This window comes from Alistipes onderdonkii (assembly GCF_025145285.1).
In the GTDB taxonomy this organism is placed as follows: domain Bacteria; phylum Bacteroidota; class Bacteroidia; order Bacteroidales; family Rikenellaceae; genus Alistipes; species Alistipes onderdonkii.
The window spans coordinates 1,776,049-1,798,176 of record NZ_CP102251.1; the positions used below are offsets into that span (position 1 = coordinate 1,776,049).

The following is a 22,128-nucleotide window of genomic DNA, read 5'->3' on the forward strand; positions in this document are numbered from 1 at the left end:
GTACGGTGAGTTTTTTTGTTTCGTCCCGGAATAATTCCGGTCTGTATCGTGTGTTTGAGGGGTGCGGGCCGGCGGCTTTATGGTTGGGGATTGCCGTTTTGGGTGTCCGCAGATGCGAGCCGCCGTATTGCCGTAAGTCAGTCCGCTGCCGTGCCGTTTATCCGTTATCCGTCTCTTTCGATGCCGCTGCGTAGGTTTCCCATTTGCCGAGCAGCGCACGGAAATCGGCGGGCAGTTCGCTCTCGAAATATACCGTTTCGCGGGTCGTCGGGTGTACGAACCCGAGTGACCGCGCGTGCAGTGCATGGCGGGGCAGCACGGCGAAGCAGTTTTCGACGAATTGCCTGTATTTCGAGAAGGTCGTGCCCTTCAGGATGCGGTCGCCGCCATAGCGTTCGTCGTTGAAGAGCGGATGTCCCTGCCACGACATGTGGACGCGTATCTGGTGCGTGCGGCCCGTTTCGAGCCGGCATTCGACCAGCGTCACATAGCCGTAACGTTTCAGCACCCGCCAGTGGGTCACGGCGTGCTTGCCGTCCGACCCGTCTTCGAATACGAACATCTTCTGCCGGTCGCGGGGGCTGCGGCCGATGTTGCCCGTGATCGTCCCCTCGTCCTGGTCGAAATTGCCCCACACGAGTGCCACATAACGGCGCTGGATCGTATGGTCGAAGAATTGCTTGGCCAGCCGTGCGTGCGCCTGTTCGTTCTTGGCCACCACGAGTAACCCCGACGTGTTCTTGTCGATGCGGTGCACCAGCCCGGCGCGCATGTCGCCCTCCTGGAACAGGGGCAGGTTGCGCAGGTGGTACGTGAGTGCGTTTACGAGCGTACCGCTGTAATTTCCGTGCCCGGGATGCACCACCAGCCCGGCGGGCTTGTTGACGATCAGCAGGTCGTCGTCCTCGTAGGGGATTTCGAGCGGGATATCTTCGGGGATGATCTCCACTTCGCGCCGCGGGTAGGGCATCACGATCTGGATACGGTCGAGCGGCTTGACCTTGTAGCTCGATTTCGCGGGCTTGCCGTTCACGAGGATGTTGCCGCAGTCGGCAGCCGCCTGGATACGGTTGCGCGAGCATTTCTCCATGCGTACGGTCAGGAACTTGTCCAGCCGCAACGGGGTTTGCCCCTTGTCGGCTACGACCGCAAAGTGCTCATAAAGCCCGGCTCCCTCGCCGTCCTCTTCTGTGGCTTCCGATCCCTGGTCGAGTTCGGGATCCTCCTCTATGTAGCGTTCGTCGGCCATCAGTCGAAAAATCCTTCGTCGTTTCCGGCTGCCGCAGGCTCGTCGGCCGGCTGTTCCTCTGCGGAGCCTGCCGCCGCCCGTTCGAACTCCGCCTGAGCCAGCGAATCCGCATGTTCGCGTTCGGATTGCAATCGCTCTTCGGCCGCCTCCTTCGCCTGCTTTTCGGCTATGGCGCGGTATTGGGCGAGTTTCTTCTCGTCGAGCGTCAGCCTGAGGTCGACGCGCGAGCCCAGCCCGGCGCTCCGCTCGGCCGTGGGATGCTGGATATAGACGCGGGCATCCTTCTGGTTCAGGAGGTTGATCCCTTCGTCGAAATCCACCTTGCCGACGTTGAGCCCCAGTTCCCACAGGCGGCCCTTGGCCTCCTTGAGCGGGAACCCGACCAGACGCGGTACGACCGTCGTGCCGTAGCCGCCTTCGACGCCCACATAGAGCGTCACGCCCGAGCCCAGTTCGGCCTCGATCTTGCTCGTCGCCGCTACGGGGCGGCCGTCGCAGTATTCGTCCAGTACGTAGTTGGTCGCCATGTCGGCGCGGTAGACCAGCTCGTCGATCTCCAGCCCCGCGATCTCCAGCATGTTCTTGGCCTGCCGCAGCGAACGTCCCGCCACGTAGGGCACGGGCACCATCTTCTGGCGGAAGGAGTTGATCGTGATGTAGACCGTGCGGCCGGGCTTGACCTCCACGCCCCCTTCGGGCAGCTGGTCGAGGACGATGCCCCCTTCGTAAGCCGGCACGAACAGCGAGTCGTTGATGTGCAGCTTGAGGTCGTACTTGCGGGCCATGCGCTGTGCCTGGTCGAGCTTCACGCCCGAAAAGTCGGGCACCGTGCGCCGCGCGCCGTGGCGCGTGCCGACCTGCATGACGATGTGGGCCGCGACGGCCATCGCCAGGATGATCGCCCCGATCAGTACGAGGTTGTATGCCAGTCGGTTTTTCCGGAGCCGTTTCCAGTAATATGCCAGTTTCTCCATTGCGGGGTAGGGTTATATTTCGTTATAGAAGGTGTCGCGTTCCACGGCGCGGTAGCCGGCCGCCCGGACGATGCGGTGCATGTCGTCGATGCTCATCGAAGGCTTCCGGTCTTCGGCTCCGGCCATCGAGTAGATCCTCGTCGTGTCGTCGATCGTGCCGTCGATGTCGTCGGCGCCGAACGCCAATGCCAGTTCGGTCGTCGCCTTGCCGTACATCACCCAGTAAGCCTTGACGTGGGGTATGTTGTCCAGGTAGATCCGGCTCATGGCCAGCATCCGCAGGTCTTCGATCACCGACACTTCGCCGATTTCGGACATCGGGTTGCCGAAATTGCGGTATTTGAGCGGGATGAAGGCGTTGAACCCGCCTGTGAGGTCTTGCAGTTCCCTGAGGCGCCGCAGGTGGTCGATGCGGTGGCGGAGTTCCTCGACATGCCCGTAGAGGATCGTGGCGTTGGTCGGGATGCCGAGCCGGTGCGCCGCCTCGTGCACTCCGAGCCATTCGGCCGTTGAGCCCTTCTCGGGACATATCCGCTGCCGGATCCGCTCGTCGAATATCTCCGCCCCTCCACCCGGTATGGCGTCCATCCCGGCCTGCTTGAGCTGCCGCAACCCCTCCTGCGTCGTCAGTCCCGCCTTGCGGATCATGTACGATAGTTCGATCGCCGTAAATGCCTTGACGGCCGTCCCGGGCAGTATGGACTTCACGCGGCGGATCATGTCGGTGTAGTAATCCAGCCCGTGGTCGGGGTGTACCCCGCCTACGATATGCACTTCGGTGATGCCTTTTCCCTGCCGTTCGCGGGCGATTTGTTCGATTTCGTCCATCGTATAGTCCCATGCTTCGGGGTCGCCCGCCGGACGCCGGTAGGAGCAGAACCGGCAGTTGAAGACGCAGCGGTTCGTCGGCTCGATGTGGAAATTGCGGTTGTAGTACACCTTGTCGCCGCTTACGCGCCGTTTGGCTGCGGTCGCCAGTTCGCCCAGCAACCACAGCGGAGCCTCGCGCCAGAGCCGTGCGGCTTCGGCGTCGTCGATGCGCTCTGCGCGGCGCACCTTGGCGGCTATGTCGTCGATGTGTCGCATGTTATTTCGGGGCCTTCCGGTAGAGGTAGATGGCGATGAACAGGTAGATGATATTGGGTAGCCATACGGCCAGCCCGGGCGGCAGGGTGCCGCTCTTGGCGAACTCCTCGAAGAAGCGGTTGAAGAGGATGTACGAGAAACAGAGTCCCGTGCCGATGCCGATATGGAGCCCCGTGCCGCCCCGCACCTTGCGCGAGGAGAGCGATACGCCGATCAGCGTCAGGATGAAGGTTGAAAGCGGATAGGCGAAGCGGGCGTGCTTTTCCACCTCGATGATGTTGATCGAATCGGAACCCTTGGCGCGCTGCTGGTCGAGGAACTCGTTCAGTTCCGTGATGTTCATGGTCTGTATCAGGTCGTTGATTTCGCCCAGTTCGGCCACTTCGAGGTTGATGAGTGTATCGAGGTTGCGGAACTGCTCGAATTTCTCGACGCCCAGCGAGTCGAATTCGCGCTTGGTGTAGCGCGGTGCCGTCCAGCGTTTGGTCTCGGGGTTGAATTTCACGTCGGCAGCTTCGAGCGAGCGGGTCATCGTGCCGCTGTAATACTCCTCCAGCGCGAGGAACGACGCCTGCTGCGAACCGTCGTTGTAGCCGCGGATGTAGGCGAACGTCCCCGGCTCGATCTGCCGGTAGATGTGGCGGTTGAACTTGGCGTTCTGCTTGCGTTTTATGTACTGCGACTCGAAATTGACGATGTGCCGCTGCGAAATGGGTATCAGCCAGAGGTTCAGCGTCAGCGAAAGGCTGCCGATGATCAGCGCCCCGAGGAAATAGGGCCACATCAGGCGGCGGAACGACATGCCGCCCGAGAGCATGGCGACGATCTCGGTCTGGTAGGCCATCTTCGAGGTGAAGAAGATGCAGGCGATGAAGGTGAACAGTCCGCTGAACTGGTTGATGAAGAACGGGATGAAATTCAGGTAGTAGTCGAATATCACCTCGTTGAGCGGGGCGTGCAGTTCCGTGAAGTCGTCGATCTTCTCCACGTAGTCGAACAGTACGACCACGACGATAATCATCGCGATGGCGAAGAAGTAGGTCGCGAGGAATTTCCCCAGTATGTAGCGGTCTAAGATCTTAAACCCCGGAAATCGTAATTTCATCGCACAAAGATACAATTTGTTTTCATGCCTCGGACGCAGTGCCGCCATTATTCGCTTCGTGGCCCGTGGCCCGACGGGTTTGCCTCCTGCCCTCCCCCGGCCTCGGTTCTTTACAGGCGCCTTTGGAGTTTGCCGACCATCGCCTCCTTCCACGGCTTGAAATCCCCGGCCGCGATGTGCTGGCGGGCCATCGTCACCAGCCGCAGGTAGAAGGCGATGTTGTGCAGCGAGGCGATCTGCGCCGCCAGCATTTCGCCGCATGTCACCAGGTGGTGCAGGTAGGCCTTCGTATAGAGCGTGTCGACGAACGCCGTGCCCTCGGGGTCGATCGGCGAGAAGTCGTCCTCCCATTTCTTGTTGCGGATGTTGATGACGCCTTCGGCCGTGAACAGCTGCCCGTTGCGGCCGTTGCGCGTCGGCATCACGCAGTCGAACATGTCCACGCCGCGCTCGATCCCTTCGAGGATGTTCACCGGCGTGCCCACGCCCATTAAATAACGGGGACGGTCTTCGGGCAGTATGGCGTTGACCACTTCGATCATCTCGTACATCACCTCGGTCGGTTCGCCGACCGCCAGTCCGCCGATGGCATACCCGTCGGCGCCGTACTGTTGCACGTTTTCGGCCGCATGCGCCCTGAGGTCGGGGTAGGTGCACCCCTGTACGATGGGGAACAGCGCCTGGTAGTGGCCGTATTTGGGTTCGGTCTGATGGTAACGGTCGAAGCAGCGATCCAGCCATCGCTCGGTCAGTGCCAGCGATTTGGCCGCGTATTCGCGCGGGGCGTCGCCCGGGGGGCATTCGTCGAAAGCCATCATGATGTCGGCGCCGATCGTGCGCTCGGTGTCCACGACGCTTTCGGGTGTGAAGAGGTGTTTCGAACCGTCGATATGCGACCGGAAATGGCATCCCTCCTCCCTGAGTTTGCGGCAAGCTGCGAGCGAGAAGACCTGGAAGCCGCCGCTGTCGGTGAGCATCGGCCCTTCCCAGGTCGAGAAACGGTGTACGCCCCCGGCCTTTTCGATGATCTCCATGCCGGGGCGCATGTAGAGGTGGTAGGTGTTCGCCAGAATGATCTGCGCCCGGGCCTCGTCGCGCACGTCGCGGTGGAAAATGCCTTTGACCGTGGCGGCTGTACCCACAGGCATGAAAATCGGGGTGCGGATGACGCCGTGGTCTGTCGCCAGTTCGCCCGCGCGGGCTTTGGACGCCGGATCCTTATGCTGTAATGTAAACTTCATGCTCATATATTCGGCAAAAATACATAAAATAATCTGATTTGGGAATTCTGAATTCTGAATTGTTTTGTACCTTTGCGCATATTTCGCCTGTATGCAATTTTTCGATACTTTTCTGACATGCTACGGCTGGGAAGGCATTGCCCTCGCAGGGGCCATGCTCGCCATGTTCGGCGTGCAGCTGTACTACTATATTTTCGTTTACGGCCGTATCCCCGGCTACAAGAACAACCGCCGCCCGGCCGTGCTGGAGGCCGATCCCCAGGTGTCGGTCGTCATCCCGCTCTTCTCGGAGGACTATTCGTTCGTCGAGGAACGGCTGCCGCTGATCCTGGCGCAGAACTACCCCGATTTCGAGGTGGTGATCGTCTACGTGGGCCACGATTCCGATTTCTACGAGGAGCTCGTGCGGCTGAAACAGTCGTTCCCCCAGATCGTGACGACCAAGATCCACCTCGACCCCCGCTTTCCCATCTCGCGCAAGATGGCGCTCAACGTGGGCATCAAGTCGGCGCACCACGAGTGCATGGTCTTCACTTCGACCGATGCCGTCCCCCAGACCGACCGCTGGCTGGCATTGATGGCCAAGGGCTTTACCCGGGGCGAGATCGTCGTGGGTTACTGCGGCGTGGAGCGCGGGAAAGGCTTTGCGAACTACATGATGCGCGCCTGGCGCATGATGCACGGCGTTGACTGGATCGCCCGTGCCGTGCGCCGGAACCCTTACCGGGGGACGCTCCACAACATCGGGTTTACCAAGAACATCTATTTCGGTTCCAAGGGGTTCAGCCATCTCAACATGAATATCGGGGAGGACGACCTCTACATGCAGAAGGTCATGACGCATGACAATGTGAGCGTGATCCTCTCGCCGCGTGCAACGCTGCGCGAGAAGACGTGGGGCGGCATGCGCTGGTGGATGGGGCAGTTGCGTTATTACGGTTCGGCATTCCCGTTCTATCCGCAGCAGGTGAAGAATTACATCCAGTGGGAACTGGGATCGCGGGCGCTTTTTTTCATCACGGCCGCCTGTGCGCTGGCGGTGATGCCGTTCGAATATAAGATCGCGGCCCTCGTCCTGGTGCTGGTTCGCTACCTGCTCGTGGCGATCCAGGTGCGGCGCATCGCACGCCGCCTGGGAGAGGCGGGCATGGCCGGCTGTTATTTCGTTTACGACCTGCTCAGTCCGCTGTGGGCGTTTCTGCTCGGGGTGATGCTGCTGCGACGAGACGACCGCGTATGGAGATAGCCGACTATATCGTCGCCGAAGACCGGCGCCTGGTGGAACTCGTGCTCGAAGGCGACGACAGGGCCTTCGAATACCTGTTCAACCGTTACCGCGATGCGATCCACCGCCTTTTCGTACAGCGGCTGGGGGGTGTCAACGATGCCGACGACCTGCTGCAGGAGACGTTCATCAAGGTCTACATCAACCTGCATCGTTACAGTACCGTCTATACCTTCGGGCAGTGGGTTTACACCATCGCCCGCAATACGTTCATCGACTTCGTACGGCGCCGCCAGGACGACCTGTCGATCGACGAACGCTTCTCCTCGCCTCCATCGACGACTCCGACGCCCGAAGAGAGCGTCATCAGCATGCAGCAGCGGACGCAGATCGAGCATTACCTCGAACGCCTCGCCCCGCGCTACCGGACGCTGATCGTCATGCGGTTCTTCGACGAATACTCTTACGAAGAGATCGCCGCCAACCTCAAATTGCCGCTCGGCACCGTCAAGACGCAGATACACCGTGCCCGCGAACAGATGTGCCGCCTGATAACCGAAGGCGAGAAAAACTGACCCCCCCCCGGAAAAACCGATCCGCATGGAACTTATCGACAAATATTTCCCCGGCCTGACGGAATTGCAGCGGCAGCAGTTCGCCGCCCTGTACGGCCTCTACGCCGACTGGAACGCCAAGATCAACGTCGTCTCGCGCAAGGATTTCGACCAGCTCTACCTGCGCCATGTGCTGCATTCGCTCGCCATTGCCAAGGTCTGTACGTTCGATGCCGGCGCCCGTATCCTCGACGTGGGGTGCGGCGGCGGCTTCCCTTCGGTGCCGCTGGCGATCCTCTTTCCCGAGGCGCATTTCACCGCCGCCGATTCCATCCGCAAGAAGATCACGGTCGTCGGGGGCGTCGCCGCCGGGCTCGGGCTGCAGAACCTCGATCCCCGCTGCGTGCGTGTCGAGACGCTGCAGGAACGCTACGATTATGTCGTTTCGCGCGCCGTCACGGCAATGCCGGAGTTCGTCCGATGGATCTGGGCGAAAATCGGGAAGGGACAGAAAGGCTCGCTTCCGAACGGCATCCTCTACCTCAAGGGCGGCGACCTGGCCGAAGAACTGGCGCAGACCGGTATGCGCTGGTATATCTACGATATTCCGCGGTTCTTCGGAGAGGAGTTCTTCGAGACCAAGAAAGTGGTCTATACCCCTAAAAAATAAATCCGTATGGCAGGCGGCGCGCTCCTTCCCGGGTGGCTGTTGTGGTCGCTGCCCGCGATGTTCCTGCTCCACGATGCCGAGGAGATGCTCTTTCTTCCGCCGTGGCTTCGCCGCAACCGGGAGTTGCTGGCGCGGCGTTTTCCGCAGCTCGCCCGCCGCATGCTCCCGCATTTCGACGGGATCTCCCCCTTGCGGTTTGCCGCCATGGCTGCCGAAGAACTGGTTTTGCTGGTGGCGGTAACGGCCTGTGCGGCCCTTGCCGGCTGTTATTATCCGTGGCTGGCCCTGTTCCTTGCGTTCGGGATGCACCTGCTGATCCATCTCGGGCAGTGGGTTGCCCTGGGACGCTATGTCCCCGTCATTGCGACGTCGCTGCCGTGCCTGGCCTGCTGTGGACGGGGACTGTGCATCATGATAAACTCCCGGGCCTTTTCGCTCCGGGAGTTCGTGTTATGCGGGATGGCGGGATGTGCCGTCGCCGCGGTCAATCTCTGGCTCGTGCATCGGCTGGCGGCGCCGCCAGTTTCAGGCCGGGAGCCCAGGTGATTACTTTCCCTGTTTGGGCTTCTGCCTGTCGAGGATCGTTTGCAGGTTGTTTATGAACTCGTCGGGCTTGGCCGCCCCCTGTATGCGTCCCAGCAGTTCGCCCTGCGTGTCGAAGACCAGATAAAGCGGAATTGCCCCGCTGCCGTAGCGTTTCAGCAGTTCCTTGCCCGTGGTTTTGTCCACGTCGTATTTGGCGGCCACGAAATGCCGTTCCATGAAATCCCCCACGTCCTTGCGTGAGAAAACCTCCCGTTCCATCATACGGCAGGGCGGACACCACGTGGCGTAGAGGTCGATGAATACCAGTTTCCCGGTTTTGACCGCCATCTCCCGGACGGCGTCGGTCGATTTTGTTTCGAATTTTACCTGTGCCTGTGCGGCGCCCGCTGCGAGTGCCAGCATCAGTATGAAGATCAGTTTTTTCATGCGGATTCGTTTTCCGTATAACGTGCAAGAACCGTGCTCTATTGCCTGCCTTCGAGCGCCGAAGTGCTCAGCAGGCCGCAGGCCGCCTGGATGTCCTCGCCTCGCGAAGCCCGGATCGTGGTTTGTATGCCCTTGGCCGTCAGCGTGTCGCGCAAACGTACCATGGCCGCGTCGTCCGGCGAGAAATAGGGTGACCCGGGGATTTTATGGAACCGGATCAGGTTGATGCGGCACTTGATGCCGTCCAGCAGGCGGCATAGTTCGCGGATATGCCGCGGCGAGTCGTTCAGTCCGCTCATGACGATGTATTCGAACGATACGCGGCGCTGGTGCGTGAAGTCGTATCGGCGCAGGATTGCCGCGACCTCGGCGACCGGCCATGCCCGTTCGACGGGCATGATGGCTGCCCGCTCCTCGTGGAAGGGGTTGTGCAGGCTCACGGCCAGGTGCACCTTTGTGCTGTCGAGCAACCGCCGCAACTCGGGGACGACGCCCGCCGTGGAGAGCGTGATGCGCGTGGGCGACCAGCCGAAGCCCCACTCCGCCGTGAGGATGTCGAGCGCCCTGAGCACGTTGTCCGTATTGTCGAGCGGTTCGCCCATGCCCATGAAAACTACGTTCGTCAGCGTGTCGCGTTCGGGCAGGGAAACGATCTGGTTGAGGATTTCGGCCGCCGTAAGCGAGTGTTGCAGCCCCTGCCGCCCCGTGGCGCAGAATTTACACCCCATGCGGCACCCGGCCTGCGACGAGACGCAGAGCGTGGCCCTGTCGCCGTCGGGAATATAGGCCGATTCGATGTAGGCTCCCTGCTGTGTGCGGAAGAGGTATTTCTTCGTGCCGTCGGCTGATTCGGTGACCCGTTCGGGCGGGGTCAGCACCTGCCGGAACCGCTCGGCCAGCAAGGCGCGCCGGGCAGCCGGGATATCGGTCATCAGCATCGGGTCTTCGATGTGCTTCACATAGAGCCAGCGGGCGAGCTGCCCTGCCGCGAAACGCGGCAGGCCCGTCTCGGCGCAGAGGGCGGCGAGTTCCGCAGGGTTTTTCCCGTATAGTGGTTCCGAAACGGCCATTTATCAATCTCCGTTGTGATCTTTTACCCCGCAAAAGTAGGCAAAAATTAAAGATTTTCGTGCCGGATGGCGCATTTTTGAATTTTTATCCATATATTTGTGGTGCATAGCATGCCTATGTGCGATTTATCATTGCCGAACAATTAAATTTAAAATAGATGGAAATCAAGAAATCACCCAAAGCAGACCTTCAGAACAAGCGGGGTCTTTTGCTTGAAATCGGACTTGTCGTAGCCCTTATCCTGGTTATTGCGGCTTTTGCCTACACGCCGAAGGAGTACCGGATCGAAAAGCCGGACTTGAACTACGGCCCGGTTGAAGAAGAAATTACCGAGATTACCCGTCAGGATCAGAAGCCGCCCGAGCCTCCCAAGAAGGTCGAGGTGAAGGTGATCGCCGACCTGTTGCAGGTGGTGACCAACGACACGAAGATCACGACCGAGGTGGACTTCGCCGAATTCGACGAGAACACCGAGGTGATCCAGCAGGTCGACGTGGTCGAGGAGACCATCGAGGACGACCAGCCGTTCCTGATCGCCGAGACGATGCCTTCGTTCCAGGGCGGAGACCTCAATACCTTCCGTACGTGGGTTCAGCAGAACGTCAAGTTTCCGCAGATCGCCCTCGAAAACGGTATCCAGGGTCGTGTGGTTCTTTCGTTCGTGATCGAGAAGGACGGCCGTCTGACCAATATCCAGGTGTTGCAGACGCCCGACCGGTCGCTTTCCGAAGAGGCCATCCGCGTACTGAACAAGTCGCCGAAATGGAGCCCCGGCAAGCAGCGCAACCAGGTTGTACGTGTAAAGTACACCCTGCCCGTTGACTTCCGCGTGCAGAACTAAGCCGGGACGGTAGGGGGTTTCGGCGGCAGCGACCCGGAATCCGACGATACATACGCTGCACTGGATTCGCGTACTAACCACCTAATTCTGATTGATATGGAGATTAAAAAATCATTCAAGGCAGATCTTAGGAATAAGAGAGGCCTTTTATTGGAGATCGGTTTGGTCGTGGCATTGTCCCTGGTCATTGTCGCATTTACCTATACGCCGGACGAGTACAGAATTCAGAAAGTCGCAGTGGATGTTATGCCCGTCGATGTCGATATTGTCCCGGTCACGACCGACGCGCCCAAACAGAAACCCCAGAAGGTTGAGGTAAAGGCCCTTTCCCAGTTGATCGAGGTCATTCCCAATCACCGGTTCGTGCAGACGGATCTCACATTCGAGGATTTCGATCCTGATGCGATTGTCGAAATAGTGCCGCCGGCCAAGGACGAGGATTTTGCGGACGACACGATTTTCATTACCGCCGAGACGATGCCATCGTTCCAGGACGGAGACCTCAATACGTTCCGGGCGTGGGTGATGCAGAATGTCAAGTTCCCGCAGGTTGCCCTTGAGAACCGGATTCAGGGCCGTGTCGTTCTTTCGTTCGTAATTGACAAGGACGGTCGCCTGACCAATATCGAGGTGTTGCAGTCGCCCGACCGGTCGCTTTCCGAAGAAGCCATCCGCGTGCTGAACAAGTCGCCGAAATGGAGCCCCGGCAAGCAGCGTAACCAGGCTGTGCGTGTCAAATACACGCTCCCGGTCGATTTCCGCGTACAGAACTGACCGGGCGTATGTGGTTTGAGTTGAGAATGTTCTGCATGACAATTTAATAAATAGGGTATCCGCCGAAAGCAGGATACCCTTTTTGTAGCATAATGTTTGCTCCCCGCAGGGAGCACCTTCCCTGCCGCATGTTGCGGCACGATGTGACTGTTTAAAATTAAGTGTACGACTTTGACTGAGAATAAGAATATAACCCCGAACTCCGAGGCCGTTCCCGATTGCAGGGAGCGCGCCGTGATGGTCGCCGTTATCCGCGACAACCAGGATCCGCGGCAGGCCGAAGAGTTCCTCGACGAACTCGAATTCCTGGCCGAAACGGCTGATATCGTGAGTGTGAAACGCTTTACGCAGCGGCTGCCGCAGCCTTCGGCCCGCATATACGTCGGCCCGGGCAAGTTGGAAGAGATCGCCGGTTACTGCCGGGAGCAGCAGATCGACGTGGTGATTTTCGACGACGAGCTCTCCCCGTCGCAGACGCGCAATATCGAAAAGGCCATGCCCTGCCGCATCCTCGACCGTACGCGCCTGATCCTCGACATCTTCATGTCGCGGGCGCAGACGGCCTATGCCAAGACGCAGGTACAGCTGGCCAACTACGAATATATGCTGCCCCGCCTTTCGGGCATGTGGACTCACCTCGAACGGCAGCGCGGCGGTACCGGAACCCGCGGCGGTGCCGGTGAGCGCGAGATCGAGACCGACCGCCGTATCATCCGCAACCGGATCTCCAAACTCAAGGAGGATCTGCAAAAAATCGACCGTCAGATGGCCGTGCAGCGCTCGAACCGCGGTTCGATGGTGCGTGTGGCGCTGGTAGGCTATACCAACGTGGGCAAGTCCACGTTGATGAACCTGATCTCCAAAAGCGAGGTGTTTGCCGAGAACAAACTCTTTGCGACACTTGACACGACGGTGCGCAAGGTGGTTTTCGACAACCTCCCGTTCCTGCTGTCCGATACCGTGGGATTCATCCGCAAACTTCCCACCGAGCTGATCGAGTCGTTCAAGTCGACGCTCGACGAGGTGCGCGAAGCCGACCTGCTGGTGCATGTGGTCGACATCTCGCATCCGCAGTTCGAAGAGCAGATCGACGTGGTGAAGCAGACCCTGCAGGATATCGGCGCGGGCGACAAACCCGTTTATCTGGTCTTCAACAAGGTCGATGCCTATACCTATGTCAGGAAGGACGACGACGACCTCACGCCCGCCACGCGCGAGAACCTGTCGCTCGACGACCTGAAAAAGAGCTGGATCGCCCGGGCCAATACCCCCTGCATTTTCCTTTCGGCGCTTGCCAAGACCAACATCGAGAAATTCCGTTCGGATCTCTACGGGATGGTACGCGAGATCCATGCCGGGCGTTACCCCTTCAACAACTTCCTTTATTGACAACCAAACTTCTTACCTATGACCCTGCATATTTTGAGTAAACAGGACACTGTCCTCAACAAGTTCATCGCACAGATCCGCGATAAGTCGGTGCAGAAGGATTCGATGCGCTTCCGCCGTAACCTGGAGCGTATCGGGGAGATCACGGCCTATGAGATCTCGAAGGAGCTCGCCTATTCGCCCCGTATCGTCGAGACGCCTCTGGGCGAAGCGGAGGTCGGGCTGATCGACGACCAGGTCGTCGTGGCGACGATCCTACGGGCCGGGCTGCCTTACCATCAGGGATTCCTGAACTATTTCGACGATGCCGAGAACGCCTTTGTCTCGGCCTACCGTAAAAGTACGAAAGACGGCAAGTTTACGGTCAAGGTCGAGTATATCTCGTGCGGCGACCTCGAAGGCAAGGTCTTGTTGCTGGTCGATCCGATGCTCGCCACGGGCTCTTCGCTCGTGCTGGCCTATAAGGCCTTGTGCGAAAAGGGTGGTACGCCCAAATATACGCACGTTGCAGCAGTGATTGCCAGCGAACAGGGGATCGACTACGTGCAGAAGAATATGCCGCGCAAAACCACCACGATCTGGGCGGCCGCCGTCGACGAGGAGTTGACTTCGCGCTGCTATATCGTCCCGGGTATCGGCGATGCCGGTGACCTGGCCTACGGCGAGAAGGTCTGAGCCCGGCACCTTGCGCCGGGAGCACCCGGCGCCGATGCCCGTCAGCCACTTTCCCGGTTTTGTCGGCCGGCGCGGCCGGAATTTCTTCCGAGCCGGGGATTTAGGGGCTGACCTGTCAACGTAGCCGCAGGCTGCGAATGACGCGGTCTGATTCGAAAATCCGGGGCGGAAATTTCCGGTACTTCGAAAGGTATGACCGCCAATTTAAGATGTGCGCATGGTAAAGAAGAAGATAGCTTTTGTTTTAGCGGTGTTCTGTGCGACCGTTCTGCTGATGGCCGTCCAGAAACCCGTTTTCCTGGCCTACTATGCGGCCGATGCCGCGCAGGCTTCCGTCGGTGAATGGCTGGGCGTCGTGTGGCACGGGCTGACGCTCGACAGCACCGTCGCCGGGTATGTCACCGCACTGCCGCTGTTGCTGGCCCTTGTGTCGCTGTGGGTGCGGCTGCCCGGGAGAATATGGCGGCGGGTGCTGACAGGCTATTTCGTGTTAGTCGCAACCGTCACGGCGGTCATCTTCGCCGTCGATGTCGAGTTATACCAGCATTGGGGTTTCCGCCTCGATGCGACGATCCTGATTTACCTTACCGACCCCGAGGAGGCTATGGCGAGCGTCGATTTCTGGCTCGGGGTGCGCCAGACCCTGCTGGCCGTCGCCTACGCGGCGCTCATGGTCTGGGTCTACCGCCTCGTCTGCCGCCTGTTCGACGGGGAGCCGCTCCGCCGGGGTGCGGCGCTGCCGTGGAGCCTTGTCCTGCTGCTGCTCGCCGGGTGCGATTTCCTCGCCATCCGCGGCGGGCTGGGGGCTTCTGTCGCCAATGTGTCAAAGGCCTATTTCAGTGCGAACATGTTTCTGAACCATGCGGCGACCAACCCGGTCTTTTCGTTCCTTACGAGCCTCGGCGACCATACCGACTATGCCGCCGAATACCCCTTCTTCGACGAGGCCGGACGCGAGGAACGGTTTGCCCGCTTGCGCGGGAACGACCCTTCCGCCGCTGCTCCCGAGCGGGTGCTGACGACCTCGCGCCCCAATGTCGTGGTGGTTATTCTCGAAAGTTTCGCCCGTACGGTCATGGATGCCGATGTCGGCGGTCTGCCCGTCATGCCCAACATGCAGCGCCTGAAGGGCGAAGGCATCTGGTTCGAAAATTTCTTCGCCAACTCGTTCCGCACCGACCGGGGCGAGGTGGCTATCCTGAGCGGATTCCCTGCCCAGACCCGCATGTCGATCATGAAGCTCCCGGCCAAGAGCCGTAACCTGCCCTCGCTGGCCCGTTCGCTCTCCGGCGCAGGATATGCCACCGGCTTCTCCTATGGCGGCGATCTGAACTTCACCGACCAGGCGTCGTACATGTACGCTACGGGCTGGCAGCAGCTTACATGGCAGAAAGACCTGCGCTTCGATACCCCGCCGGCCGACTGGGGCTATGACGACGCGGTGATGTGCGATTGGTTTGCCGACCGCGTGATCGCCCTGAGCGGGAAGGGCGAGCCGTTCCTGGCCGGCATGCTGACATTGAGCAGCCATCGCCCGTTCGACGTGCCGTTCTCGAAGTTCGATGACAAGGAACTCAACGCCTTCGCCTTTTCCGACGAGTGCGTCGGCCGGATGGTCGACAAACTGAAGGCTTCGCCGGCATGGGACAACCTGCTTCTGGTGCTGGTCGCCGACCACGGCTATCCGTGGCCGCGGAGCCTCTCCTATAACGAGCCGCTGCGCCACCGTATCCCGATGATCTGGCTGGGCGGTGCCGTCGCTGCACCGCGTGTGGTCGATACCTACGCTTCGCAGATCGACATCTGCGCCACGATCCTCGGACAGCTGGGGATCGACCACTCGGATTTCGATTACAGCAAGGATATTTTCGCCCCGACCCCCCCCCGTAAATTCGCGTACTATACGTTCAACGACGGTTTCGGCGTGGTCGATGCCTCGGGTGAGGCCGTGTGGGACGCTACGAGCGGCAAGGCTGTCAGCGAGACGGCACCCGGCCTGCTGGACATCGGCCGCACGATGCTCCAGACGACCTATGTCGACATCGGAAACCGCTGATTCCGGGATAAATACCTGGATTTAGGTATTGCGCGGGGTGCGGTAATTCGTTATTTTTGCAGATATTGAGCATACTATGTATAGAATAGGACGATACAATTCCGACGACCGCATGTGCGACCTGGTTTGCGACCGCTACCCCGTGCTGCTTATCATGAGCCGCTTCGGTATCGCACTGGGTTTCGGCGACAAGACCATCGGCGAGGTCTGCCTCGACAGCGGGGTCGATACGGCGACTTTTCTGGCTGTGGTGAATATGCATGCCGACGACAAGGCCCCCGATCCGGAGACGATCTCCGTGGCCGCGCTTGTCAGCTACCTGCGCAATTCGCATAACTATTTCCTCGATTTCCGGCTTCCGGCCATCCGCCGCAAGCTGATCGAGGCGATCGATTGCAGCCATAACGACGTGGCTTTCGCCATCCTGCGGTTCTTCGACGAGTACGTCGCCGAAGTGCACAAGCACATGGACTATGAGGAACAGAAAGTTTTCCCCTATGTCGAAGGGCTGCTCCGGGGGGAGCATCCCGAAGGCTATTCGATCGACATATTCCGCCGGCACCACGACCAGGTCGAGGCGAAACTCGCCGAACTGAAGCGGATCATCATCCGTTATTACCCTTCGGGCAGTACCAACGAGCTGAACGGCGTGCTTTTTGACATCTTCACCTGCGAACGCGACCTTGCGTCGCACAACGATATCGAAGACCGTCTGTTCATCCCGGCGATCAAGCGGCTCGAGGAGCGGACGGGGAGCGGGGTGTCCGGCACACAGCCCGGGGACATGCCTCCGAAGCAACCCGCTCCCAAGAAAGGAGGCCGTCGATGAAGGCGTTGAAACTCGCCGTCGCCGAGCCTTCGGCCATCCTGCGCTGTGGCATTATCGCCGTGTTGCGCCGCCTGCCGGCCCCCGACGTCGATATCCTCGAAATCGCCGATATTTCGCAGCTCACCGCGCAGTTGTCGCGCCATCGTCCCGACGTGCTGGTCGTCAACCCGGCTTCGCTGGGATTTTGTACGCCCCAGCAACTGAGGGTGCAAACCGGTTGCGAGGGCCTGCGCTGCATTGCGTTGCAAATGTCCGTGACGGACGCCGCGACGCTCAATGCCTATGACGACGTGCTTTCGGTCTACGACCCGGTCGAGACGCTGCGCGAAAAGATCATGCAACCGGTCGGCGATGCTCCCCGTGAAGAGCGCCAGGAACCGTTGAGCGCCCGCGAACGCGAGATCGTCGTCTGCATCGTCAAGGGAATGACCAACAAGCAGATCGCCGATGCACTCTGCATTTCGACCCATACGGTCATCACACATCGGCGCAACATCGTGGCCAAGTTGCAGATACACTCTCCGGCAGGGCTTACGATCTACGCCATCGTCAACAAACTGGTCGATCTCTCGGACATCCGGGATACGATCGCCGAAATATAACGGTTATGGCACACGAACACCATCATCACGACCATACGGTCACGTCGCTCAACAAAGCCTTTATCCTCGGCATTGCGCTCAACGTGGCATTCGTTGTCGTCGAATTCGCCGTCGGGCTCTATTACGGGTCGATGGGGCTGCTGTCCGATGCCGGGCACAACCTTTCCGACGTGGCGAGCCTGCTGCTGGCCATGCTGGCTTTCCGCCTTGCACAGGCCCATGCTACGCCCCGGTATACCTACGGCTATAAGAAGAGCACGGTGCTCATTTCGCTGCTCAACTCCGTGATCCTGCTCGTCGCCGTGGGGGTCATCGTTGCCGAGAGCGTGGGGCGGATGCTGCATCCGGCACCCGTCGAGGGCGGAGCCATTGCCTGGACGGCCGGCGTCGGGGTCGTAATCAACGGCTTTACGGCCTGGCTTTTCATGAAGGATAAGGACAAAGACCTGAACGTGAAAGGGGCTTATTTGCATATGGCCGCCGATGCGCTGGTGTCGGTGGGGGTGCTGGTGTCGGGTGTCGTGATCTCGTGGACGGGATGGACGATCGTAGACCCCATCGTCGGGCTTGTCGTTGCCGCCGTGATCGTGGCATCGGTCTGGTCGCTGACGCGCGACAGCCTGCGTCTGTCGCTCGACGGCGTTCCCGTGGGTATCCGCATCGAGGAGGTGGAAAAGACGATGGAGGCCGTGCCGGGTGTCAAGGCCGTGCACCACATCCATGTCTGGGCGATCAGCACTACCGAAAATGCCCTTACGGCGCATGTCGTGTTGGCAGAGCTGCCCCGTATGGAAACGGTCAAGAGACAGCTCAAAGCGGAGCTGGAAACGGCCGGGATCCATCATGTAACGCTCGAATTCGAATCTTCGGCCGAACATTGCCCCGGTACGTGCGACTGATAGCGCGACCGGCCGGGAGGGGCTGTGTGCCTGCCTTTTGCGGGTTCCTCCGGTTTTTCCGCCCTGCGGGGGCACGTATGCTGTCTGAAAAAACAATCCGACCCGGAAAGGTCGGATTGTTTTTATTGTCCCGGGCAGCATTTGTGCCTTTCGGGCTTTGTCTACCTGCGGGTTCAGGGTACCGGGTCGTAACCGCTGCCTCCCCACGGATGGCACCGTGCGAGCCGCCGGAGCGTCAGCCACAGCCCCTTCAACGGCCCGTATTTACGCAGTGCTTCGAGGGCATATTGCGAGCAGGTCGGCGTGAAGCGGCACGACGGAGGCGTGAACGGGGAGATGCAGAGCTGGTAGAACTTCACCAACGCGATCAGCGGCAGGGCGCAGATGCGTTTAAAGGTGTTCCACGACTGTTTCCAGAATCCGGCGGACTGCATTTTGAATGGTTTTATAGGGCAGCACCTCTTTCGAGGAGTAGATCAGCGCCAGGTCGAGGTTCGCCGGGCTACCGTTCTTCAACGTCTGTTTCTGCAACCGGTATGCCTCCTTGGTGCGGCGCCGCAGCAAGTTGCGTTTGTTGGCCCGCTTGTGGAATTTCTTGGGCACGGAGAACAATACCTCGACCGAAGGTATCTCGTCGGCCTCGGCGAACCAGACGTACCGGAACGGGAAGATGAACCCGCTCTCCCCGCTCTCGAACATGCGGCGCACGGCACCGAGCGAACGGAGCCGTTCCGTGCGGGGAAGCGAGCAGTCGGGCATGGCTATTTTATTTGCGGGGTTCGGCAGTGCGGCGCGTGCGGCTCTTTTTGGCCAGTTTGTGCTGCTGGCTGCGGATGAACTCCTCTTTTTCCGTATCGGTAACCAACTCCACCGGTTCTATCTCCTCGCCTTTATGAACCTTCTGCAGATAGATGTCGATGGCTTTGGCCATCGACGGGGCCACCGGGGTCGGGGCGTTGGCTTGTACCGTGATGCCTGCCGCAAGGGCGGCGCGCAGCGTACCTTCGCCGAATACCGCCACGGCGGGCAGGTTTTCGGTGCCGAACTTGTCGACAAGGGTCTTGACGTCCGAAGGCGAATAGAGCGCCAGCAGTCCGTAATCCGCAAGCTGTACGTCTTCGAGTTCCGAAGCCACCGTGCGTGCCAGGATGACGGGGTCTACCGCCAGCTTGAGCTTGGCAAGCGTCTCGGGTAGCTCGGGTTTGTGGGGCTCGCTCAGCGCCAGCAGGAATTTCTCGTCCTTATGTTTGATTATCAGTTCGATGAATGACGTGAATGATCCGTCGGCGAACGAAATCTTGCGTTTGCGGTAAACGATGTATTTTTGCAGGTAGAGTGCTATGGCTTCCGTCTGGCAGATGTATTTCATGGTTTCCGGCACGGTGATGCGGGCTTCCTCGCAGATATGGAAAAAGCTGTCTACCGTCGTGCGCGACGTGAAAATAACGGCCGTATGTGTCAGTATCTCGACCCGCTGGGCACGGAACTCCTTCAGGGATACGCCCACGACACGTATAAAAGGTTTATAGGCGATCTCTACGTTGTATTTCTCGGACAATTCGTAGAACGGGGACTTCTCTATAACTGCGGGCCTCGGCTGCGAAACCAATACTTTTTTAACTTTCAATGCTGACCTAAGTTTTACGTTGTTCTTCAATCACTGAATCACCTTGCCACGAGCAGCCATAACAGGCTGACCGGGAAGACTTCCACGATGCAAAGGTACAAAATCCAATGCAAAATCGAAACTTTTTTGGAAATAAACAGGTTCAGCACCTCCCTGAGGTATAAGATAGCCGTTACGATCAACTCGATGACAATGATGCAGAACCAAACGCCTCCGGTACCCCGGGGACAGAGGGCGAAGAGCAGGAGTACGGGTGACGTGACGATGACGGCAAGGGTGAAGTAGGTGCGTTTCAGCAGGACGACCTGCGAGATGAAGGGCTGCGAAAGCGTCACCGCCCCGGCCATCCTTACGGTTGCCAGCTGGAAGAGCACCACCCCCGCACAGGCAAGCGTCGCCAGCAGGCTCAGGGCCAGCACGGCTCCGTGCGGAAGGAGTTCGGTCAGGCGTCCCGGCATCAGGGAATCCCCGTATTTGACGACCATGACCCCCATGAAGAGCATGCCGATCGTCGTGGCGATATTCAGGAAGCGCGAAAACCCGCTGCCGCCGGGGTCTTCGGTCAGGCGTTCTCCTGTGGCCCTGTCGCGCGAAACACGTGTGAGCAGCAGGCGCACATCCTCCAGATTGCGGTAGAGGAGCATGGCATAGGTTGCGGCCAGCAACAGCACGAAACCCTGGAAAACGGGATTTTCGGTGAGCGACTCCGCCCGGGCGGAATATATCGGCTGCTGCGGAACCAGCACGGATGCCGTGCCGAAGACCTCCGCGGCCGGGACGTCGTGCCAAGGCGTTGCCGGCAGCTCCGGGAACGGGTCGCCGAAGGGGAGGAACGGAAATTCGCCGTCCGCAGCACTGTCTGCGGCGAGCGTGTCGCCTGCGGCCGTATTTTCCGTACTGTCCGTCGGGGACTGTGCTTGGAGAGTCCGTGCTGCGGGCGAGTCCCCCGGGGGTGTCGCGGGCATACCTGCATGGCGGTGCGGTACGGAATCCCCGGCCGGGGCCGCTGTCTGTGGCGTGGCGGAACCCCCGGTGCCGTGTACCGGCGCAACGCCGGATTCCTGCGTTCGGGGCAGCGGAACCGGCACGGTATGTCTCAGCGTGTCGGTCATTCCTCGAATATGCGTTTGAGCGTGATGCGGATCGTCGTGCCTTTGCCGATCTCCGATTCCGTCACGCCGATCTTACCCTGGTGGTAATCCTCCACGATGCGGCGCGAAAGCGAGAGCCCGAGCCCCCAGCCGCGGGTCTTGGTCGTGAATCCCGGTTCGAAGATACGCTTCCAGTTCCCCTTGGGGATGCCCTTGCCGGTATCCTTGACGTCGATCATCACGTTCTTGTCGTCCGACGAGATGCGCACGTCGATCGACCCGTGCCCCTGTAGGGCGTCGAGCGAGTTTTTCATCAGGTTCTCGACCACCCATTCGAACAGTGCGGCGTTGATGTTGGCCTGCACGGGGGCGATGGCCAGCCCGTTGTAGTCGAGCGTCACGTTGCGCGGGATGCGCTTACGGAAATACATGACCGACTCGCCCACTACTTCGTTGATGTTGGCCGGGGTAAGGGGTGTTTCGGAGCCGATCTTCGAGAAGCGGTCGACGATCTTCATCAGGTGCGTGAGGTCTTTGTTCATCTCCTCCACGGCGCTCTGATCCACGTCCTGCGAGCGCAGGTATTCGATCCACCCGAGCAACGACGAGGTGGGGGTGCCCAGTTGGTGTGCCGTCTCCTTCGCCAGCCCGATCCACACCCGGTTCTGCTCGTCGTGTTTCGAAGACCGGAATGCGATGAACCCCAGCAGGATAAAGGCCGTTATGACCAATATCTGGACATAGGGGAAGTAGTAGAGCGATTTGAGCAGTGCCGATCGCCCGTAGAAGATGATGTGGTAGTGGTCGTTGGACCACCAGAAACGCACCGTGCGCGGGGTGTTCTCGGCCGTGAATTTGTCGATCTGCCTGCGCAGCCGGTCGGGGTGGTCGATGATTTTTTCGGGAACCAGGTGGAATTGGAGCACCTCCAGGTTCTCGTTGGTCATGATGAACGGGATGTTGTTGCCGTTCGACACGATGTCGGTGATGAGCGGGTCTTCCATCGAGCCTCCCATCACGTTGCGGTTCGCACGCTCCATCGCATGGGCCCACAGCGCCACGTCGTGCTGCTCCTTTTCCTTCAGGCGCTTGGCCATGTTGTTGGTGTAGAGCAGCGACACCATGCCGAGGGACACCCCCACGATGATGACCACCACGCGGTTGCGGAACGAGAATATGTCGCGGCGGATTTTCATGG

At 59.8% G+C, this 22,128-nt stretch carries 24 protein-coding genes; 12 read left to right on the top strand and 12 right to left on the bottom strand.

Features of this window, described 5'->3' with window-relative positions; translation table 11 throughout:
• Positions 1–157: 157 nt before the first annotated feature.
• The 5 genes from NQ559_RS07385 to tgt form a co-directional block, all read right to left on the bottom strand.
• Positions 158–1,249, bottom strand: a complete 1,092-nt coding sequence (locus NQ559_RS07385; protein ID WP_018696996.1) for an RluA family pseudouridine synthase — start codon at positions 1,247–1,249, stop codon at positions 158–160.
• On the bottom strand, positions 1,249–2,223 hold the full coding sequence (locus NQ559_RS07390) for a PASTA domain-containing protein (RefSeq protein ID WP_018696997.1): 975 nt from the start codon (positions 2,221–2,223) through the stop codon (positions 1,249–1,251). Before NQ559_RS07390 ends, NQ559_RS07385 begins: the two co-directional genes overlap by 1 nt.
• 12 nt (positions 2,224–2,235) lie before the next feature.
• A complete protein-coding gene (gene mqnE / locus NQ559_RS07395; protein WP_018696998.1) occupies positions 2,236–3,309 on the bottom strand; it encodes an aminofutalosine synthase MqnE in 1,074 nt (357 codons plus the stop codon).
• A 1-nt stretch (position 3,310) separates the two neighbouring features.
• Positions 3,311–4,414 (bottom strand): LptF/LptG family permease, encoded by a 1,104-nt coding sequence (locus tag NQ559_RS07400; protein ID WP_018696999.1) that lies wholly within the window; start codon positions 4,412–4,414, stop codon positions 3,311–3,313.
• A 110-nt stretch (positions 4,415–4,524) separates the two neighbouring features.
• Entirely contained in the window at positions 4,525–5,655 is a 1,131-nt protein-coding gene (gene tgt, locus NQ559_RS07405) for a tRNA guanosine(34) transglycosylase Tgt (RefSeq protein WP_026318594.1), read from the bottom strand.
• A gap of 91 nt (positions 5,656–5,746) precedes the next feature.
• On the opposite strand from tgt, the gene NQ559_RS07410 reads away from it, so the two are divergent.
• The 4 genes from NQ559_RS07410 to NQ559_RS07425 are packed head-to-tail and all read left to right on the top strand — an operon-like array spanning position 5,747 to position 8,650.
• Positions 5,747–6,901, top strand: a complete 1,155-nt coding sequence (locus NQ559_RS07410; protein ID WP_026318595.1) for a glycosyltransferase — start codon at positions 5,747–5,749, stop codon at positions 6,899–6,901.
• Positions 6,892–7,455 carry an RNA polymerase sigma factor gene (locus NQ559_RS07415; RefSeq protein ID WP_018697002.1) on the top strand — a complete coding sequence of 188 codons (564 nt, stop codon included), beginning with the start codon at positions 6,892–6,894 and terminating at the stop codon, positions 7,453–7,455. The genes NQ559_RS07410 and NQ559_RS07415 overlap by 10 nt, the downstream gene beginning before the upstream one ends.
• Positions 7,456–7,480: 25 nt before the next feature.
• Positions 7,481–8,104 (top strand): 16S rRNA (guanine(527)-N(7))-methyltransferase RsmG, encoded by a 624-nt coding sequence (locus tag NQ559_RS07420; protein ID WP_018697003.1) that lies wholly within the window; start codon positions 7,481–7,483, stop codon positions 8,102–8,104.
• 6 nt (positions 8,105–8,110) lie between these two features.
• Positions 8,111–8,650, top strand: coding sequence for an HXXEE domain-containing protein (locus NQ559_RS07425; RefSeq protein ID WP_018697004.1), 540 nt, complete (start codon positions 8,111–8,113; stop codon positions 8,648–8,650).
• Here NQ559_RS07425 and NQ559_RS07430 read toward each other — a convergent pair whose 3' ends face one another.
• Both NQ559_RS07430 and rlmN read right to left on the bottom strand, forming a co-directional pair.
• Positions 8,651–9,076 (bottom strand): thioredoxin fold domain-containing protein, encoded by a 426-nt coding sequence (locus NQ559_RS07430; RefSeq protein WP_018697005.1) that lies wholly within the window; start codon positions 9,074–9,076, stop codon positions 8,651–8,653.
• A 38-nt stretch (positions 9,077–9,114) separates the two neighbouring features.
• A complete protein-coding gene (rlmN, locus tag NQ559_RS07435; RefSeq protein ID WP_018697006.1) occupies positions 9,115–10,146 on the bottom strand; it encodes a dual-specificity RNA methyltransferase RlmN in 1,032 nt (343 codons plus the stop codon).
• Between the two features lie 158 nt (positions 10,147–10,304).
• On the opposite strand from rlmN, the gene NQ559_RS07440 reads away from it, so the two are divergent.
• The 8 genes from NQ559_RS07440 to NQ559_RS07475 all read left to right on the top strand — a co-directional run bounded on the left by NQ559_RS07440 (position 10,305) and on the right by NQ559_RS07475 (position 18,212).
• Positions 10,305–10,988, top strand: a complete 684-nt coding sequence (locus NQ559_RS07440) for an energy transducer TonB (protein WP_018697007.1) — start codon at positions 10,305–10,307, stop codon at positions 10,986–10,988.
• A 96-nt stretch (positions 10,989–11,084) separates the two neighbouring features.
• Entirely contained in the window at positions 11,085–11,762 is a 678-nt protein-coding gene (locus NQ559_RS07445; protein WP_026318596.1) for an energy transducer TonB, read from the top strand.
• Positions 11,763–11,933: 171 nt separating this feature from the next.
• Positions 11,934–13,151 carry a GTPase HflX gene (gene hflX, locus NQ559_RS07450; RefSeq protein ID WP_018697009.1) on the top strand — a complete coding sequence of 406 codons (1,218 nt, stop codon included), beginning with the start codon at positions 11,934–11,936 and terminating at the stop codon, positions 13,149–13,151.
• Between the two features lie 18 nt (positions 13,152–13,169).
• Positions 13,170–13,826: a uracil phosphoribosyltransferase gene (gene upp, locus NQ559_RS07455; protein ID WP_018697010.1), complete on the top strand. Its 657-nt coding sequence runs from the start codon at positions 13,170–13,172 to the stop codon at positions 13,824–13,826.
• A gap of 217 nt (positions 13,827–14,043) precedes the next feature.
• A complete protein-coding gene (locus NQ559_RS07460; RefSeq protein WP_051087700.1) occupies positions 14,044–15,882 on the top strand; it encodes an LTA synthase family protein in 1,839 nt (612 codons plus the stop codon).
• Between the two features lie 76 nt (positions 15,883–15,958).
• Positions 15,959–16,711, top strand: coding sequence for a hemerythrin domain-containing protein (locus tag NQ559_RS07465; protein WP_026318597.1), 753 nt, complete (start codon positions 15,959–15,961; stop codon positions 16,709–16,711).
• Positions 16,708–17,313: a response regulator transcription factor gene (locus NQ559_RS07470; protein ID WP_018697013.1), complete on the top strand. Its 606-nt coding sequence runs from the start codon at positions 16,708–16,710 to the stop codon at positions 17,311–17,313. The genes NQ559_RS07465 and NQ559_RS07470 overlap by 4 nt, the downstream gene beginning before the upstream one ends.
• Positions 17,314–17,318: 5 nt before the next feature.
• Positions 17,319–18,212: a cation diffusion facilitator family transporter gene (locus NQ559_RS07475; protein WP_018697014.1), complete on the top strand. Its 894-nt coding sequence runs from the start codon at positions 17,319–17,321 to the stop codon at positions 18,210–18,212.
• A 173-nt stretch (positions 18,213–18,385) separates the two neighbouring features.
• Here the strand turns inward: NQ559_RS07475 and yidD are convergent, their stop codons facing one another.
• From yidD to NQ559_RS07500, 5 genes are read right to left on the bottom strand one after another with little or no spacing between them, the layout of a single operon-like run.
• Complete coding sequence (yidD, locus tag NQ559_RS07480) at positions 18,386–18,646, bottom strand: membrane protein insertion efficiency factor YidD (RefSeq protein WP_018697015.1); 261 nt, start codon at positions 18,644–18,646, stop codon at positions 18,386–18,388.
• Complete coding sequence (locus tag NQ559_RS07485) at positions 18,603–18,971, bottom strand: ribonuclease P protein component (protein WP_018697016.1); 369 nt, start codon at positions 18,969–18,971, stop codon at positions 18,603–18,605. The genes yidD and NQ559_RS07485 overlap by 44 nt, the downstream gene beginning before the upstream one ends.
• A gap of 7 nt (positions 18,972–18,978) precedes the next feature.
• Positions 18,979–19,839 carry a uroporphyrinogen-III synthase gene (locus NQ559_RS07490; RefSeq protein ID WP_026318599.1) on the bottom strand — a complete coding sequence of 287 codons (861 nt, stop codon included), beginning with the start codon at positions 19,837–19,839 and terminating at the stop codon, positions 18,979–18,981.
• A gap of 38 nt (positions 19,840–19,877) precedes the next feature.
• Positions 19,878–20,951 (bottom strand): DUF4271 domain-containing protein, encoded by a 1,074-nt coding sequence (locus tag NQ559_RS07495; protein ID WP_018697018.1) that lies wholly within the window; start codon positions 20,949–20,951, stop codon positions 19,878–19,880.
• On the bottom strand, positions 20,948–22,126 hold the full coding sequence (locus tag NQ559_RS07500; RefSeq protein WP_018697019.1) for a sensor histidine kinase: 1,179 nt from the start codon (positions 22,124–22,126) through the stop codon (positions 20,948–20,950). The genes NQ559_RS07495 and NQ559_RS07500 overlap by 4 nt, the downstream gene beginning before the upstream one ends.
• Positions 22,127–22,128 lie beyond the last annotated feature (2 nt).

Coding starts and splice junctions, on each gene's coding strand:
- NQ559_RS07485 (WP_018697016.1), bottom strand. CDS start 18,971: ATGCCCGACTGCTCGCTTCCCCGCACGGAACGGCTCCGTTCGCTCGGT.
- NQ559_RS07415 (WP_018697002.1), top strand. CDS start 6,892: ATGGAGATAGCCGACTATATCGTCGCCGAAGACCGGCGCCTGGTGGAA.
- NQ559_RS07440 (WP_018697007.1), top strand. CDS start 10,305: ATGGAAATCAAGAAATCACCCAAAGCAGACCTTCAGAACAAGCGGGGT.
- upp (WP_018697010.1), top strand. CDS start 13,170: ATGACCCTGCATATTTTGAGTAAACAGGACACTGTCCTCAACAAGTTC.
- tgt (WP_026318594.1), bottom strand. CDS start 5,655: ATGAAGTTTACATTACAGCATAAGGATCCGGCGTCCAAAGCCCGCGCG.
- NQ559_RS07465 (WP_026318597.1), top strand. CDS start 15,959: ATGTATAGAATAGGACGATACAATTCCGACGACCGCATGTGCGACCTG.
- NQ559_RS07445 (WP_026318596.1), top strand. CDS start 11,085: ATGGAGATTAAAAAATCATTCAAGGCAGATCTTAGGAATAAGAGAGGC.
- NQ559_RS07385 (WP_018696996.1), bottom strand. CDS start 1,249: ATGGCCGACGAACGCTACATAGAGGAGGATCCCGAACTCGACCAGGGA.
- rlmN (WP_018697006.1), bottom strand. CDS start 10,146: ATGGCCGTTTCGGAACCACTATACGGGAAAAACCCTGCGGAACTCGCC.
- NQ559_RS07390 (WP_018696997.1), bottom strand. CDS start 2,223: ATGGAGAAACTGGCATATTACTGGAAACGGCTCCGGAAAAACCGACTG.
- NQ559_RS07475 (WP_018697014.1), top strand. CDS start 17,319: ATGGCACACGAACACCATCATCACGACCATACGGTCACGTCGCTCAAC.
- yidD (WP_018697015.1), bottom strand. CDS start 18,646: ATGCAGTCCGCCGGATTCTGGAAACAGTCGTGGAACACCTTTAAACGC.
- NQ559_RS07425 (WP_018697004.1), top strand. CDS start 8,111: ATGGCAGGCGGCGCGCTCCTTCCCGGGTGGCTGTTGTGGTCGCTGCCC.
- NQ559_RS07495 (WP_018697018.1), bottom strand. CDS start 20,951: ATGACCGACACGCTGAGACATACCGTGCCGGTTCCGCTGCCCCGAACG.
- NQ559_RS07430 (WP_018697005.1), bottom strand. CDS start 9,076: ATGAAAAAACTGATCTTCATACTGATGCTGGCACTCGCAGCGGGCGCC.
- NQ559_RS07460 (WP_051087700.1), top strand. CDS start 14,044: ATGGTAAAGAAGAAGATAGCTTTTGTTTTAGCGGTGTTCTGTGCGACC.
- NQ559_RS07420 (WP_018697003.1), top strand. CDS start 7,481: ATGGAACTTATCGACAAATATTTCCCCGGCCTGACGGAATTGCAGCGG.
- NQ559_RS07410 (WP_026318595.1), top strand. CDS start 5,747: ATGCAATTTTTCGATACTTTTCTGACATGCTACGGCTGGGAAGGCATT.
- NQ559_RS07500 (WP_018697019.1), bottom strand. CDS start 22,126: ATGAAAATCCGCCGCGACATATTCTCGTTCCGCAACCGCGTGGTGGTC.
- NQ559_RS07400 (WP_018696999.1), bottom strand. CDS start 4,414: ATGAAATTACGATTTCCGGGGTTTAAGATCTTAGACCGCTACATACTG.
- mqnE (WP_018696998.1), bottom strand. CDS start 3,309: ATGCGACACATCGACGACATAGCCGCCAAGGTGCGCCGCGCAGAGCGC.
- NQ559_RS07470 (WP_018697013.1), top strand. CDS start 16,708: ATGAAGGCGTTGAAACTCGCCGTCGCCGAGCCTTCGGCCATCCTGCGC.